Genomic DNA, 13,152 nt, shown 5'->3' on the forward strand with positions numbered 1-13,152 from the left:
TGCCCGCGCGGTCGAACACGAGTTCGTAGAGCGCCGGGAGGAACACGAGGGTAAGGATCGTAGCGACCATCAGCCCGCCCATGATCGCCCAGGCCATAGGCCCCCAGAACGTCGAGCGGGTCAGCGGTATCATCGCGAGGATGGCGGCGAGCGCGGTGAGCATGATCGGGCGCAGGCGATGCACCGCCGCTTCGCGCACCGCCTCGCGCATGGAGAGGCCGTGGCCCGACAGCGCGTCGATCTGCGCGATCAGGATCACCGAATTGCGCAGCACCATGCCGAACAGCGCCAGCGAGCCCAGCATGGCGACGAAGCCGAACGGGATGCGGAACAGCGCCATGATCAGCGCCACGCCGATCAGCGCGAGCGGCCCGGTCGCCAGCACCACGAGCATGCGCTTGACGTTCTGGAGCTGCAGCATCAGCAGGACCACGATCACCATCATCGCGGCAGGCACTGCGGCCATCGTGGCGCGCTGGTTGATGCTGCTCTGCTCCTGCGAGCCGCCGTTTACCAGCGACGCGCCTGCGGGAAGGTCCTGGCGCAGGGCCTCGACCTGGGGTTCGAGGCGCTTGGTGAGGTCGGTGGCCTGCTCGCCCTCGACGTCGGCGGCGATGGTGATCGTCGCCTGCCGGTTGCGCCGGTAGAGCAACGCCGGCTCGCTGCTCGCGGTGACCCGGCCCAGCTGCGACAGCGCCACGGGACCGCTCTGCGTGGCGATCGGCAGGTTGGCGATCCGGCCGAGGTCGGTGCGCTCTGCGGTGTCGAGGCGCATGACGACATCGAGCGCCAGATCGCGGTCGCGGTAGGTGGTGACGCCGGCCCCGGCGATCGCTGCCTGCAGGGTCTTCTGCACCGCCTCGGTGGAAAGGCCGAGGGCACGCACCTTGTCCTGGTCGAGATCGACGCGGACCGCCTTGAGCGGCTCGCCGAGATCGCTGTTCACGTCGCGCGAATGGCTGTCCGCGCGGACAACCGCTTCCAGCTTCTCGGCGAAAGGTGTCAGCGCATCGAGATCCGGGCCGGCTAGGCGATACTGCACCGGCTGGCCGACGGAAGGTCCGTTCTCCAGCCTGCTGACGCGCCCGCGCGCCTCGGGGAATTGTGCCGCGAACAGGTCCTGCACGTGCGCGATGACGTCCTCACGGGCTTCCTCGTCCTTCGTCTGGAGGACCAGTTCGGCGAGCGTGATGTCGGGCGTCTGCACATTCAGCGGCAGGTAGAAGCGCGGCGATCCGCCGCCCACGTAGCTCGTGACCGAGATCACGCGCTCATCCTTCGCCAGCAGCTTTTCCATGCGCGCTGCGACGGCCTGGGTCTGGGCGAAGCTGGCGTTCTGGGAAAGCTGCAGGTCGACCACCAACTCGGGCCGGTCGGATGCCGGGAAGAACTGGCGCGGCACGCCGAACTGGAACAGGAACACGGAGCCCACGAACAGTGCGGCGGCCGCAGCGACGACGGTCTTGCGGCGATCGAGGCAGCGGTCGAGCGCGCGGCGGAACCAGCGGTAGAAACGGCCTTCGTACTGCTCCTCGGGCTCGCCCGCGTCGTCTCGCGCGTCGGCGCGCTGGGGCAGCAGGTGATAGGCGAGGAACGGCGTGAAGATCACCGCGACGAACCACGACAGCACCAGCGACAGTGCGATGACCTGGAACAGCGAGATAACGTACTCGCTCGCCGTCGCCTTCGACATCGCGATCGGCAGGAAGCCCGCGACGGTGATGAGCGTGCCGACCAGCATCGGGATCGCGGTGGTGGTGTAGGCGCTGATCGCGGCGCGGGTGCGGGTCCACCCGGCCTCGAGATGGGTGCTTACCGCCTCGACCACGATGATCGCATCGTCGACCAGCAGGCCCAGCGCGATGATGAGTGCACCCAGCGAAATGCGCTGCAGGTCGATGCCCATGTAGCTCATGCCCGCGAAAGTCATCGCCAGCACCAGCGGGATGCACAGTGCGACGACGATGCCGGGCCGCCAGCCGAGCGACAGGAAGTTGACGACGAGCACGATCACCACCGCCTCGAGCAGCGAGCGGGTGAACTCTCCGACGGACTCGTCCACCACTTTGGTCTGGTCCGACACGGTCTGGATTTCGACGCCGACCGGCAGTTCGTCCTGATACGAAGCCACTGTCTGCTTCAGGTTCTTGCCCAGCCGGGCGACGTTGCCGTCGTCGCGCAGGCTGATGCCCACGCCCACCGCGTCCTCGCCGCCGAACCGCATCCTGAAGGTGGCGGGGTCCTTGGTCGTGCGTTCGACTTTGGCGATGGCGTCGAGGCGCACGCTCTTGCCGTTGGCGAAGATCGGCGTCGCCGCAATCGCCTCGAGCGAGCCGTAGGCGCCGGCAACTTGCAGCCGCACGCGTTCGGCGCCAGCATCGACGGTGCCCGAGGCGGAGACGGCGTTGGTGCCGTCCAGCGCGTCGGCGATCGCCTGCGAAGAAATGCCCAGCATCGCCAGCCGCGCACTGTCGTAGGTCACGTAGACGGCCTCGTCCTGCGCACCGATCACTTCGGTCTTGGCGACGTCGGGCAGCGCCTGGATGCGGTCGCGCAGCGTTTCGGCGTAGCGCTTGAGGGTGGGATAGGCGAAGCCGGGGCCGGTGACCGCGTAGATGTTGCCGTAAGTGGTCCCGAACTCGTCGTTGAATGCAGGACCGACGACGTCGTCGGGCAGGTCGGCGCGGTGGTCCGTCACGGTCTTGCGCACGGTGTACCAGATGTCCGGCACCGCGCTGCCCTTGACCGTGGAGATCAGCGTGACGTTGAGCGTCGCCTGGCCGGGGCGGGCCTTGCTCTTGACGTAGTCGATGTCGGGGATGTTCTCGGTCAGCACCGTCTCGATCGGCTTGATGACCTGCTCGGCCATCTGGTCGGCGGTCGCGCCGGGCCAGCCGACGGTGATCATCATGGTCTTGACGGTGAACTCGGGGTCTTCCTTGCGCCCGAGCGAAAGGTACGACAGCAGCCCCGCCACCGACGCGATGGCGAGCAGGAACCCGACGAGCTGCTGGTGGCCGAGCGCCCAGCGCGAAAGGTTGAAGCCGCTCACGAGGCAGGCACCTCGGCGATGCGGACCTTTTCGCCAGGGCGCAGCAGGTGGATGCCGGCGGTGACGATCGTCTCGCCGGGACGCAGGCCGGACAGGACCGTAAGGTTGCCGCCGCTCGCTTGCCCCACCTTCACCGCCCGTGGCCGGACGGTCATCGTGCGCCGGTCGACGACCCAGGCCTGCGCCTTGTCGTGGCCTTGAGCGTCTTGGCCTTGCGCGATCGCGGTGAGGGGCACGAGGATGCCGCTTGCCGCGCTCTCGTCCTCGATGCGCAGTTCGGCGGTCTCGCCCATCCTCAGCGTCTTGCCGGGGGCGATGATGGAGAAGCGGGCAGCGAACGTGCGGGTCGCGGGATCGGCGGCGCCGGCGATGCTGCGCAGCTTCACCGCGTACTTGCGCGAGGGATCGCTCCACAGCGTGACGCTGAGCCGCTTCGCGCGCTGCACGGGGCCGAGCCCGCCCTCGGACAGCGAGACGGCGACTTCGGGTCGGGAGGGATCGGCGAAGGTCAGAACCGCCTGTCCCGCGCCCACGACCTGTCCCACCTCGCCCTCGACTTGCGTGACCACGCCCGCACGCGGTGCGGTCAGGACGGTGCGGCCGACTTGCGCGGCGGCGGTGCCGCGCTGCGCCCCTGCGGCGCGCAGCTGCGCCTGAGCCTGATCGGTGGCGGCCTTCTGCTGGTCGAACTCGGCCTGCGAAATGAACCCTTGCGCGAGCAGGTCGCGCGAGCGTGCGAGATCGGCGGCTTGCGTCGCTGCCGCCGACCGGGCCGCGCCGGTCTGCGCGGCGGCGCTGTCGAGCGCGCGGGCATAGTCGCTGCCATCGAGGCGGAACAGCACCTGACCGGCGCGCACGCTGTCGCCGGCGTTGACCGCCCGCTCGACGATCCGACCGGCCACCTGGAAGCCCAATTGGCTCTCGAAGGCGGAGCGGACTTCACCGGCATAGGTGATCGCGCTTCGGCCGGAGTTCGCGGTGAGCTGCACGACGGAGACCGCCCGCCGTTCGTCCTTGGCCGGGGGTGCCTCGTGACATGCGGAGAGAAGAAGCGCCGCCAGCGGCACAACCAGGGCAAGACGCGCCATTGTGATCCCTTGCTTGAAGCCCTGTAAAGACAGGGAAATTGCCGTAGGAGGCGGGGCAAATGGCGGGGGCGGGCAACAACGCGATGAGCGCCTGGTAACAGCTTGTAACCGCCTTGGACGCCGCTACCTTCCGGCGTGCTCGAACGGCGGCGGGACCTCGCCGGGGGCAAGCAGCCGGAACGCGAAGGGATAGTCTCGGCCGTTCCAGCGCACCGTGACGCGCACGTCCTGCCCCCCGCCGGAGCGCGGCAGGGCGGCGGTCACGATCCGGCCGCCGAAGCTGGCCTCGGGATCGACCGTCGTGGTCTGCAGGATCTGTCCGTCGATCTGCTGCATCGTGTAGTCGAGCCGCTGCTGGATCGAGCCTATCGCCATTGCGCCGCCCGCGACCGCCAGGGCCGCGCCAGCTTGACCGGCGCGGTTGTCCTCCCACACGATGGTGCGCGAGACCACGCCGTGCGGGGTCGCGACATGGCCGTGGTAGGCGTAGCGCTCGCCGCTCGACGAGGCGGAGACCGCGGCCAGCGTGCCCGCGACGAGCGCGGTGCCGATCCGGGCGCGACGGGCCTTGCTTTCGGCAGCCTCTGCCAGCCCATCGTGGCTTTGCACGGCGAGAGGCTGGTATCCGAGCGAGACGCTGACGTTCTCGACGCCGATATTGGCGGGACCGTTGCCCCGGTTGTAGACCGCCACATCGAAGACGAGCGCGCCGTTCTCGATCGGGCGCGGGGTGATCTGCACCGCGCCATCGGGGGCCTGCAGGTCGACCGTTGGCACGCCGCGCGTGAAGCGGGCGGTCTCGTGGCCTATGCTCACCGGATAGAGGCTCGGCGGCGACGCGGCGAGGGCGGGGTTTGCGGCCAGCGCGAGGATGGCCGCGGCAACGACATGCTTCATGAGATGACACCATTGTGAAGGGGGGGGTGTGCGGCGCGGCATGCCCTGGGGAAGGATGCCACGCCGCACCGGCGCGCCCGAGGCGGGGGCGGGGGGTAGAAGGCGCGCCGAAACCGAAAGATCTACCAGACGCGCGGAACGGTCCGCACGATCACGCCGGTGGTGCGCGATGCCAGCACGATGCTGCCGTTGGCGTAGATCCAGGCGTGTCCCGCAGGTGCTACGGCCAGTCCGTAGTAGCCCGGGTTGACGACGTAATAGCGCCGCAGTTCCACCGGCAGGACAGCGCCCACCACCCAGACCCGGCCATAATAGGCGCTTGCGACGGGGTAGTAGCCATAGCCGGGCGCGAAATAGTATCCGCGCCGGACACCGACATAGCCGACGAAGTCGGGATGCCCGTGCCACCAGCCGGGATTGCCCGGATACCAGCGGACCGGCGGTGCGGGTCGCACTACGGTCACCGGCGGGCGGACATATACAGGCGGCGGCGCATGGACTGGCGGATGACCGTGCCCCGGCGGCGGGGCATGGCCGTGCGGAGGCGGCGGGTTATGGCCATGCGGCGGCGGGCGATGGTCATCGGCGGTGGCGGGCGAGAGGGCAAGCATCGACACCGCTAGGACGGCGAGGCTGCCGGCCCGCAGCGCCCTGCGCTTCATGACTGTGGACCAGGACGATCTTGGCATCGGGACTTCTCCGGTTGGCTACCCGAAGAAGATTGCCGCCTTTGCGCAACAACGTGATCTGCACATGGTAACACCGTGTAACGCCCACCGCTCCCGCGGCGCCGGTCAGGCGGCGGGCAAGTCCACCGAGGCGCTGAAGCCTCCCCCGTCGCGATTGCCGAGCGTCAGCGTCCCGCCATGTTGCTGGGCCAGGGCATCGACGATCGCGAGCCCGAGCCCGGCTCCGCCGGTGTGGCGCGCACGCGAATGGTCGAGCCGGTGGAACGGGCGCGTCAGGTCCTTGAGGTCCGCTTCGGGCACGCCCGGTCCGTCGTCGTCGACACGGATCTCGATGCGGCCCTGGTGTTCGTGGACGGACAGGCGGGCCCGTTCGCCATACCGCACGGCATTGTCGACGAGGTTCGCCATGATACGCTGCATCGCCAGCGGATCGATCCGCACGACAGGGCCGGTCGGCGGCAGCGACGTCACCGTGACGTCTTCGCCCTGGGCTGCGCGCGCTTCCAGTACAGCGCTCACCATGGCGCCGATGTCGGTCGTCTCGTGGACGGGGCGCGGCGGCGTCGCGGAATCGCGCGCGAAAGTCAGGGTGTCGTCGAGCAGCGCGCTCATCTCGCCAAGGTCCGCCATCGCCAGCGCACGCTGGCGAGGGTCGCCGATGTAGTCGGCGCGAAGCTCCAACCGGGTGAGGTAGGTGCGGTAATCATGCGCGACTGCCGCGAGGAACCCCGTCCGCTCCTCCACCAGGTCGCGCAGGCGGCGGCGCATGTTGTTGAAGGCGATCGAGAGTTGCTGGATCTCGTGGGCACCGGTCACGGGAAGATCGGGGGCGGACAGGCTGGCACCGTCTTTCTCGAGCGCACGGGCAAGGCGGGAGAGCGGACGCGTGGTCAGGCCCGCGATCAGGACGACGACAAGCACGCTCGCCGCCGAGACGCCGATCAGGATGGCGTTCAGGCTCATCACGAACCCGGCGATCGCCGGGGGCGTGGTGCGCTCGATGATCAGTACGGTGCCATCGTTCAGACGCACCCGCACGCGGATCGGGCTTTCGGAGTACTGGCGACCTCGGCCCAGGTTGGTCAGTCGTGCATCGGGTGGAAAGTCGACGTGGAACGGCCGCCCCTGCAGGGCGGCGCGATAGGCGGCGCTGGGTGCCCGCAGGTCGACGTGGGCGTTGTCGTCGCGAGGCACGCTGTCACCCAGCATGACCAGCGTGGTGTTGATGCTGAGGCCGCGCAGCACTGCTTCGCGGGCAAAAGGCGGGGTCGCTTCGACGGCGATGGCGATCGCCCGTGCCTCTTCGGCCGGTACCAGCCGGAACAGCTCGGCGTCGGGCTGGTTCTGCTTGCTGGAAATCAGGGCGATGGTCAGGCCGACCACGACAAGGTGGACAACTACGATCAGGCCTACCCGCACCCGCAGGCCATCGACCGGGCGCAGCCAGCGCATCGTCAGATCTTCAGTACGCTGGGCGCGAACAGATAGCCATCGCCGCGCACGGTGCGGATCATCACGGGTTCGCGCGGATCGTCCCCCAGCTTGCGGCGCAGGCGGCTGAGCTGCACATCGATGGCCCGGTCGTAAGGCGTTGCCATGCGCCCGCGCGTCATGTCGAGCAGCAGGTCGCGGCTCAGCACGCGGCGTGGGTGCATCACGAGTGCATGGAGCAGGTCGAACTCACCCGTGCTCAGGGTGACTGGGCGGCCGTCGGGGTCGATCAGGTCGCGGGAATCGACGGCGAGCGTCCAGCCCGCGAAGCGGTAGAGTTCCGCCCCGGGGCTCTCGATCGCCTGCCCGGGCGCCTTGGTCCGGCGCAGGATCGCGCGCAGGCGCGCCAGCAGCTCGCGCGAGTTGAAGGGCTTGGGCAGATAATCGTCGGCGCCGCACTCGAGGCCGATGATCCGGTCGATGTCGTCGCCCTTGGCAGTGACGATCAGGATCGGCAACTGCGGAACCTTGACGCGCAGGGTCTGGCAGATGGAAAGCCCGCTCTCGCCCGGCAGCATAAGGTCAAGGATCAGGCAGTCGAGCGAAGGCACGTCGGCCTGACGGAAGAACGCGGCGGAATCGCCATAACCTTCCACCACGAAGCCGTTGGCCCTGAGGACTTCGGCGACCAGGTCGCGAATGGCGACGTCGTCCTCGATGATGGCGATCGTTCCTTCGGAATCCATGGGGTCCTGACCTTGTGGAATTCAGCCGTGCCGGCCTCCTATGTCCTTCATGCTAGAGCATGATCCGGTCGGTTCAACCGCATCATGCTCTGCATTTCGGTGGCTGGTTGCACGCTGGCTTATTTGCCATACTTGGCCATGGCGGCGCGCAGTTCCGCGGGGGTGACCTTGCCGTCCTTATCGGCGTCGATCATCGTGAAGCCCCGCTCGCGCCGACCGGCGGCCTTCCATTCCGCGAGGTCGAGAGCGCCGTCCGAGTTCGTGTCGACCTTCATGAAGGCGTCGCGGGCCTTGTCGGCTGCGGAGGGATCCTGGGCGTGGGCGGCGGAAAACGGCAGGCTGGCTGCCAGTATCAGCAATGTCAGTTTCAGTTTCATCGTGTCACTCCAGATGAGCCCGGAATCGAGCTGAGGATCCAATAGCGGCGCGGTTCCGTGCGCATTGGGCACGATTGTTCCTGCTTGTAACAGTTTGTGCAGCAGGGCGTCGAAAGCACGTCTCGCGATCTTTGCGAAAAATTTCGCACCAGACCGACGGAAGTTCGCTCAAGCTGTATTCAAGGAAGGCGGCCCATTGATCTGCCACCCGCTGAGTGAGGTGGTCCCGGTTTTCTGGGCAGGGTGTTATGCTACTCCCGACCTGAAGGATTGGTACGTGAATGACCACGACGAGGAAGCGCTACAGCGCGGATTTCAAGGCGAAGGTGGCGGTCGAGGCGATCCGTGGCGACCTGACGCTGGCGGAACTGGCACCAAGCATGTCGGGATGATCGACGTGCTGGTGCTGCCCGCGCTCGGTATCACTCCTTGACCCCATCCTCGAGAAGGCCACGCGAGATCGCTACCATTAAACGTTGATCCCCAGCATCGTCAATGTAGCCGGTAGCAAACCCGAGATCGCAGGATTGCAGCGTTCGCCGAGCTATCAAGGAACGAGCTGGAATCTGAACATGAGGTCACGCAAATGACCGGCAGCTTTCGGCATCATCGGCCTTTCTGGGCCCGCGAACGACTAACGTTGGTCGGTAGGCGACCTGCGTTGTAAAGATGTAGCCGGCTTGACCGGTGTCTTCTTCAGGCGTCTGCACGACGTGATAGGGGCGATTGGCGAAGTAGCGCTCACCTTCGAATGAGTCGGATCAATCCAGCAGCGACGAACTCTGCAGTCAGGCGGTTACTGGAACACCTTGCACCTTGGCGATGCCGTCGACGTCCGACGCCGGAAAGGACTCGATACGCCCGCCCACCTTCTCGCTCACATTTCGCCGCTCGGATGGGCACACACCCTGCTCACCGGCGAGTACCTTTGGCCCAAGGACGCCAGTGCTTAGGGTGTCAGTCCGCCCTCAGCCGGAACCGACCCCATGTCGGGGGCGGGGCGATGACTGCATAGAAGTCAGTCGATCGTCTTGTCGGCGACGACGCGCGCGCGTTGATCCGGGAACAGATCAGCCAGCACAGCGCCGGGTTGCACGCGGCGCTGGCGAAATCCGATCAGCAATCGGCCTTCTCGAGATGGTACGAGACGATCCGCGCAATCGAGGAATTCATCAACCTGCCGCGCCTCGGCCTGATGTCGGCTGACACCATGCGGCGGATCGCCGTCTGGCGCTTGGTAAGCGCGATCAGTGAAGGGTATTGTTTCGCAGGGGCGGGGTCGATCGCCGCTGCGAGCGTGCCAAGGAAATCGCCGATGCCCTCTGGGGTGAGACCGATGAAAACGGGGCGCTCCTGCGTATTACCTTCACCATCGGCACTACGCCCTGCACGCGCCAGGGTGTGACCGGGATCTACCGGCGGATCGCACTTACGGCCGCGCGTCCCGGGCTAGGGATTGCCGCGTTATAGAGGGTGAATTTGGCCGCCGTCCTTGTAAATATCGGCGGGCCGGTGCGCTGTGCATAGCGCCTCCACACAAAATTCATAATCGGTACTGCCAATAGGGATGCTGCGTAGAGGGGCCGCGGCAGCTTTATCGCAAACGGCTTCAACGTGTCCCGGATGGCGTCCCGTCTGTCGATTTTTTCCAAGGAATTACATGACGTTTTCGCGCCCTTCAGACAGGCCACTCAAGACACCGATTTCAGAGGGGGAATGCTTGAAGAACGGAAACCTGCCCGCTATGCGGACTGGAAAGCAGGCTCTCCTGTTGGTAGTGGGAGCCAGTTTGGTGGTGGCCCAGACGGCCTGCTCCCGGGGCGCCGCGAAAGTCGATAGGACATACGCGCAGCCGCCGCTTCTCAGTTCCGATGCATCGGCTGCGCTGGGACAACAGATCACCGCTCTGGGACAAGGCTTTGACGGTGACATCGGCATTGCGGTCGAGGACGTGCAGACGGGCGCAGTCGCCGAATTTGACGGTCGCACCTTCTTTCCGCAGCAGAGCGTGAGCAAGTTTTGGGTAGCGCTTGCTGCACTCGACGCAGCTGACCGTGGCAGAATAAAGCTGGACACGCCCGTTGTGCTGACACCATCAGACCTGACCCTCTTTCATCAGCCTATAGCGAATGAGATCCGCACCGCCGGGCGATACCGCACCACTCTTGGTGCCCTTATGAGCCGTGCACTGCAGCAGAGCGACAACACCTGTAATGACTTCATATTGCGGGCAATCGGCGGGCCCGGGTCGGTGCGAGCGTTCATTGATGCCAACAACATAGCCGGTGTTCGGTTCGGCCCGGGCGAGCGACTGATGCAGAGCCGCATCGCCGGCCTGACCTGGCACCAGGAATACTCTCTCGGCGACGCATTCTTTCGCGCCCGAGCTCAGGTTCCGCTCGCGCGGCGCCGTGCGGCGTTCGACGCCTATGTCGCCGATCCCGTCGACGGCGCGCAGCCGGTTGCCGTCGTGAACGCTCTGGCTCGCTTACAACGAGGGGAACTCATTTCAGCGTCGTCGACAGCGCGGCTACTGGGCACCATGTCCCATACAAGGACCGGACCGCAGCGACTGAAGGGAGGTCTCGCACCTGGTTGGTCGCTCGCGCACAAAACAGGTACAGGACAGGAAATCGGCGCGACGCAAACGGGCTATAATGATATCGGCATACTCACCTCTCCAGGGGGCCGGTCATACGCGGTCGCCGTCATGATCCGTCGAACTGCGGCGCCGATCTGGTCGAGGATGGTCGTCATGCAAAACGTTGTCCGGGCCGTGATCGCCTACGATGCGGCGCTACCAATGCGCCCGTCACGCGGCGTAACCGCTGCATTGAAACGTTGAGGATGAGCGCGCAGTACGCGGATTTTATGAAACGACATCAATAACCTGTTAGAATGGCCCAAGGCATGCTGGCAGCGCATGCACCGGCAAAGCCTATCCGGGAAGCAGCCGTTCAACGGCTGCAATCAGGTCGGCGTGCCGGTAGGGCTTGTCCAGAACTTCAGCGAACAGGTCTCCATGCTGCCTAGCGATGTCGCCTTGCGCTCCGCTGACCAGAATGATGGGGATGTCCGAAATCTCCTGGTCGGCCTTGATCGCCTGCGCGAGCTCAAGGCCGGTCATGATAGGCATCATGAAATCCGTAATCAGTAAAGCCGGACGGCGCGTGCGGATTCGTTCCAAAGCCTCGTGGCCGTGGGACGCCAAAGTCGTCTCGTGCCCTTCATCCTCAAGGATGTCGGCGAGCATGGCCGCCAACAGAAATTCATCATCCGCAACGACTATCAGTGCCATGATTGTGTGCCTCTGCCCAGCGCTATCATGGCGGCCTAACTGGCGGCTGTGGCGGAAGCGGCGGATCCCTTAGCGTTCACCCTCTGCCCCTCGTCAATCTTAAATCCGTCCTGGGCGAAGGCGTATTGCCGCGGCGCGAAATCGAACACGCTTTCGCGCATTTTCTGGATCGAGATGGAGCGCCGTAATTCATGGTTCTCTTCAAATTGTCGCAGGAGAACAAGGTTATCGAGCACTGCAGACACTTGCCCGAACGGGGCATGCACTTCTGGCGCGAGAATCTCCCGGGTTTCCCATGTCGCCATTGTCGTAACCCCTAGCGAACGAAGTTTGTTCGTGAGGGTTGCAAAAAATTCGAGCAATCTGTCGCGATGGACCGCAGCCCGCTCAAACCCCCCGAGGCCGTCGATGAAGAGCCGCTTCACTTGCCGCTCCTGGACCTCGTCGATCAACTCGTGCGCAAGGCGGTCGATCAATTGTTCCCCGAGTGCCCGGTTGCGTATGGTCAGACTGGAGCTGTCGGGCTCCGGCAGCGCAATACCCAGACTGGCTGCCTTGGTTCGGAGCCGCTTTTCATTTTCGAAGAAACCGAAATGAAGAGCAGGTTCATCAGCCGTCCCGCGAGCGAGGAAATGCAGACCCAGCGTCGTCTTGCCACTACCTGTCGGGCCCGCAACCAGCGTGATCGACCCCGCAGGAAGCCCTCCTTCCATCAGATCGTCGAGAAGCAGCAGGCCGGTGCTCATTCGTGCGGAGGGCAACTCACAGGCTTCCGGCGCCTCGGCAAACACCGTCTCGATCCTGGGGTAGACAGTGATTCCGCGTCGATCGATTTCAAACTTGTGCAGGCCCCCCAGGGCCTTGCTGCCGCGGGACTTGCGCACCTGCAGCTGGCGGACTGTCCTGACGCCCGCCAGCATATCGCCCATCTCGATGACGCCATCGACCATCGTGTGCTCGGGGCTGGTTTCCTCCAGACTGGCACTCGTCAGGAACAGCACCGTGCAGCCCACGAATGCGGCCTGTCCCTGCACTTCGGCCACGAACGTCTTGACGTCGAAATCGGTGTCGGCGCGGTCGCGCGCGTTCAAGAGGCCGTCGAAAACCAGCAACGTGGCTTTACGACGCTTGGTTTCCCGGCGAAGCAGCTGGACCACCGCATCGAGGCCTTCCTCGCGCATGGTCTGGAACACGCTCACGTACGATATGTCATTCCCGAGCCGCTGCGCGTTGAAGAAGTCCAGCGTCCCCAATGCCTGAAACAGCCGATCATGGCTTTCCGACAGAAGCGTGACGAACAGCACGCTGCCGCCGCCCGCCGCATGATGGAACGCGATCTGGTTAGACAGGATGGTCTTGCCGGCACCGGGACGGCCCTGGACAATGTACGACGCACCTTTGATGAGCCCCCCATCGAGGATCTGGTCAAGACCCTTGATCCCGCTCGCAATCCGCGAGAACTCCTCCACTGCCAACACTCCTGCCTGAACGCTTTAATCTGATCCGCGCACGTCATATCGCGGCGCGTACGATGGGGAAGCCCAAAAACACGGCATTCGCATCAGATTACGCAG

At 65.4% G+C, this 13,152-nt stretch carries 11 protein-coding genes and 1 pseudogene; 3 read left to right on the forward strand and 9 right to left on the reverse strand.

The window, feature by feature from the left end; translation table 11 throughout:
- The 7 genes from NTCA1_RS22890 to NTCA1_RS22920 form a co-directional block, all read right to left on the reverse strand.
- A partial coding sequence (locus NTCA1_RS22890; protein ID WP_159831974.1) for an efflux RND transporter permease subunit occupies positions 1–3,052 on the reverse strand: 3,052 nt, incomplete at its 3' end.
- Entirely contained in the window at positions 3,049–4,140 is a 1,092-nt protein-coding gene (locus NTCA1_RS22895; RefSeq protein WP_159831975.1) for an efflux RND transporter periplasmic adaptor subunit, read from the reverse strand. The genes NTCA1_RS22895 and NTCA1_RS22890, both read right to left, overlap by 4 nt.
- Positions 4,141–4,263: 123 nt before the next feature.
- On the reverse strand, positions 4,264–5,037 hold the full coding sequence (locus NTCA1_RS22900; RefSeq protein ID WP_159831976.1) for a hypothetical protein: 774 nt from the start codon (positions 5,035–5,037) through the stop codon (positions 4,264–4,266).
- A 122-nt stretch (positions 5,038–5,159) separates the two neighbouring features.
- Positions 5,160–5,726 carry an RcnB family protein gene (locus tag NTCA1_RS22905; protein WP_159831977.1) on the reverse strand — a complete coding sequence of 189 codons (567 nt, stop codon included), beginning with the start codon at positions 5,724–5,726 and terminating at the stop codon, positions 5,160–5,162.
- 105 nt (positions 5,727–5,831) lie between these two features.
- Positions 5,832–7,178, reverse strand: coding sequence for an ATP-binding protein (locus NTCA1_RS22910; protein ID WP_159831978.1), 1,347 nt, complete (start codon positions 7,176–7,178; stop codon positions 5,832–5,834).
- Between the two features lie 2 nt (positions 7,179–7,180).
- A complete protein-coding gene (locus NTCA1_RS22915) occupies positions 7,181–7,903 on the reverse strand; it encodes a response regulator (protein WP_159831979.1) in 723 nt (240 codons plus the stop codon).
- A gap of 119 nt (positions 7,904–8,022) precedes the next feature.
- Complete coding sequence (locus NTCA1_RS22920) at positions 8,023–8,280, reverse strand: EF-hand domain-containing protein (RefSeq protein ID WP_159831980.1); 258 nt, start codon at positions 8,278–8,280, stop codon at positions 8,023–8,025.
- A gap of 797 nt (positions 8,281–9,077) precedes the next feature.
- Here NTCA1_RS22920 and NTCA1_RS22925 point away from each other — a divergent pair.
- The 3 genes and pseudogenes from NTCA1_RS22925 to NTCA1_RS22935 form a co-directional block, all read left to right on the forward strand.
- Positions 9,078–9,233: pseudogene (locus NTCA1_RS22925) on the forward strand (Tn3 family transposase); the annotation flags it as partial.
- Between the two features lie 307 nt (positions 9,234–9,540).
- Positions 9,541–9,750 carry a hypothetical protein gene (locus NTCA1_RS22930; protein ID WP_159831981.1) on the forward strand — a complete coding sequence of 70 codons (210 nt, stop codon included), beginning with the start codon at positions 9,541–9,543 and terminating at the stop codon, positions 9,748–9,750.
- Between the two features lie 250 nt (positions 9,751–10,000).
- Complete coding sequence (locus tag NTCA1_RS22935; RefSeq protein ID WP_159831982.1) at positions 10,001–11,125, forward strand: serine hydrolase; 1,125 nt, start codon at positions 10,001–10,003, stop codon at positions 11,123–11,125.
- Positions 11,126–11,218: 93 nt separating this feature from the next.
- On the opposite strand, the gene NTCA1_RS22940 is transcribed toward NTCA1_RS22935, so the two are convergent.
- Positions 11,219–11,578, reverse strand: a complete 360-nt coding sequence (locus NTCA1_RS22940; protein WP_133085136.1) for a response regulator — start codon at positions 11,576–11,578, stop codon at positions 11,219–11,221.
- A gap of 35 nt (positions 11,579–11,613) precedes the next feature.
- On the reverse strand, positions 11,614–13,047 hold the full coding sequence (locus NTCA1_RS22945; RefSeq protein WP_133085137.1) for an ATPase domain-containing protein: 1,434 nt from the start codon (positions 13,045–13,047) through the stop codon (positions 11,614–11,616).
- Positions 13,048–13,152 lie beyond the last annotated feature (105 nt).

It is taken from the genome of Novosphingobium sp. TCA1 (assembly GCF_009811895.1).
GTDB lineage: Bacteria > Pseudomonadota > Alphaproteobacteria > Sphingomonadales > Sphingomonadaceae > Novosphingobium > Novosphingobium panipatense_A.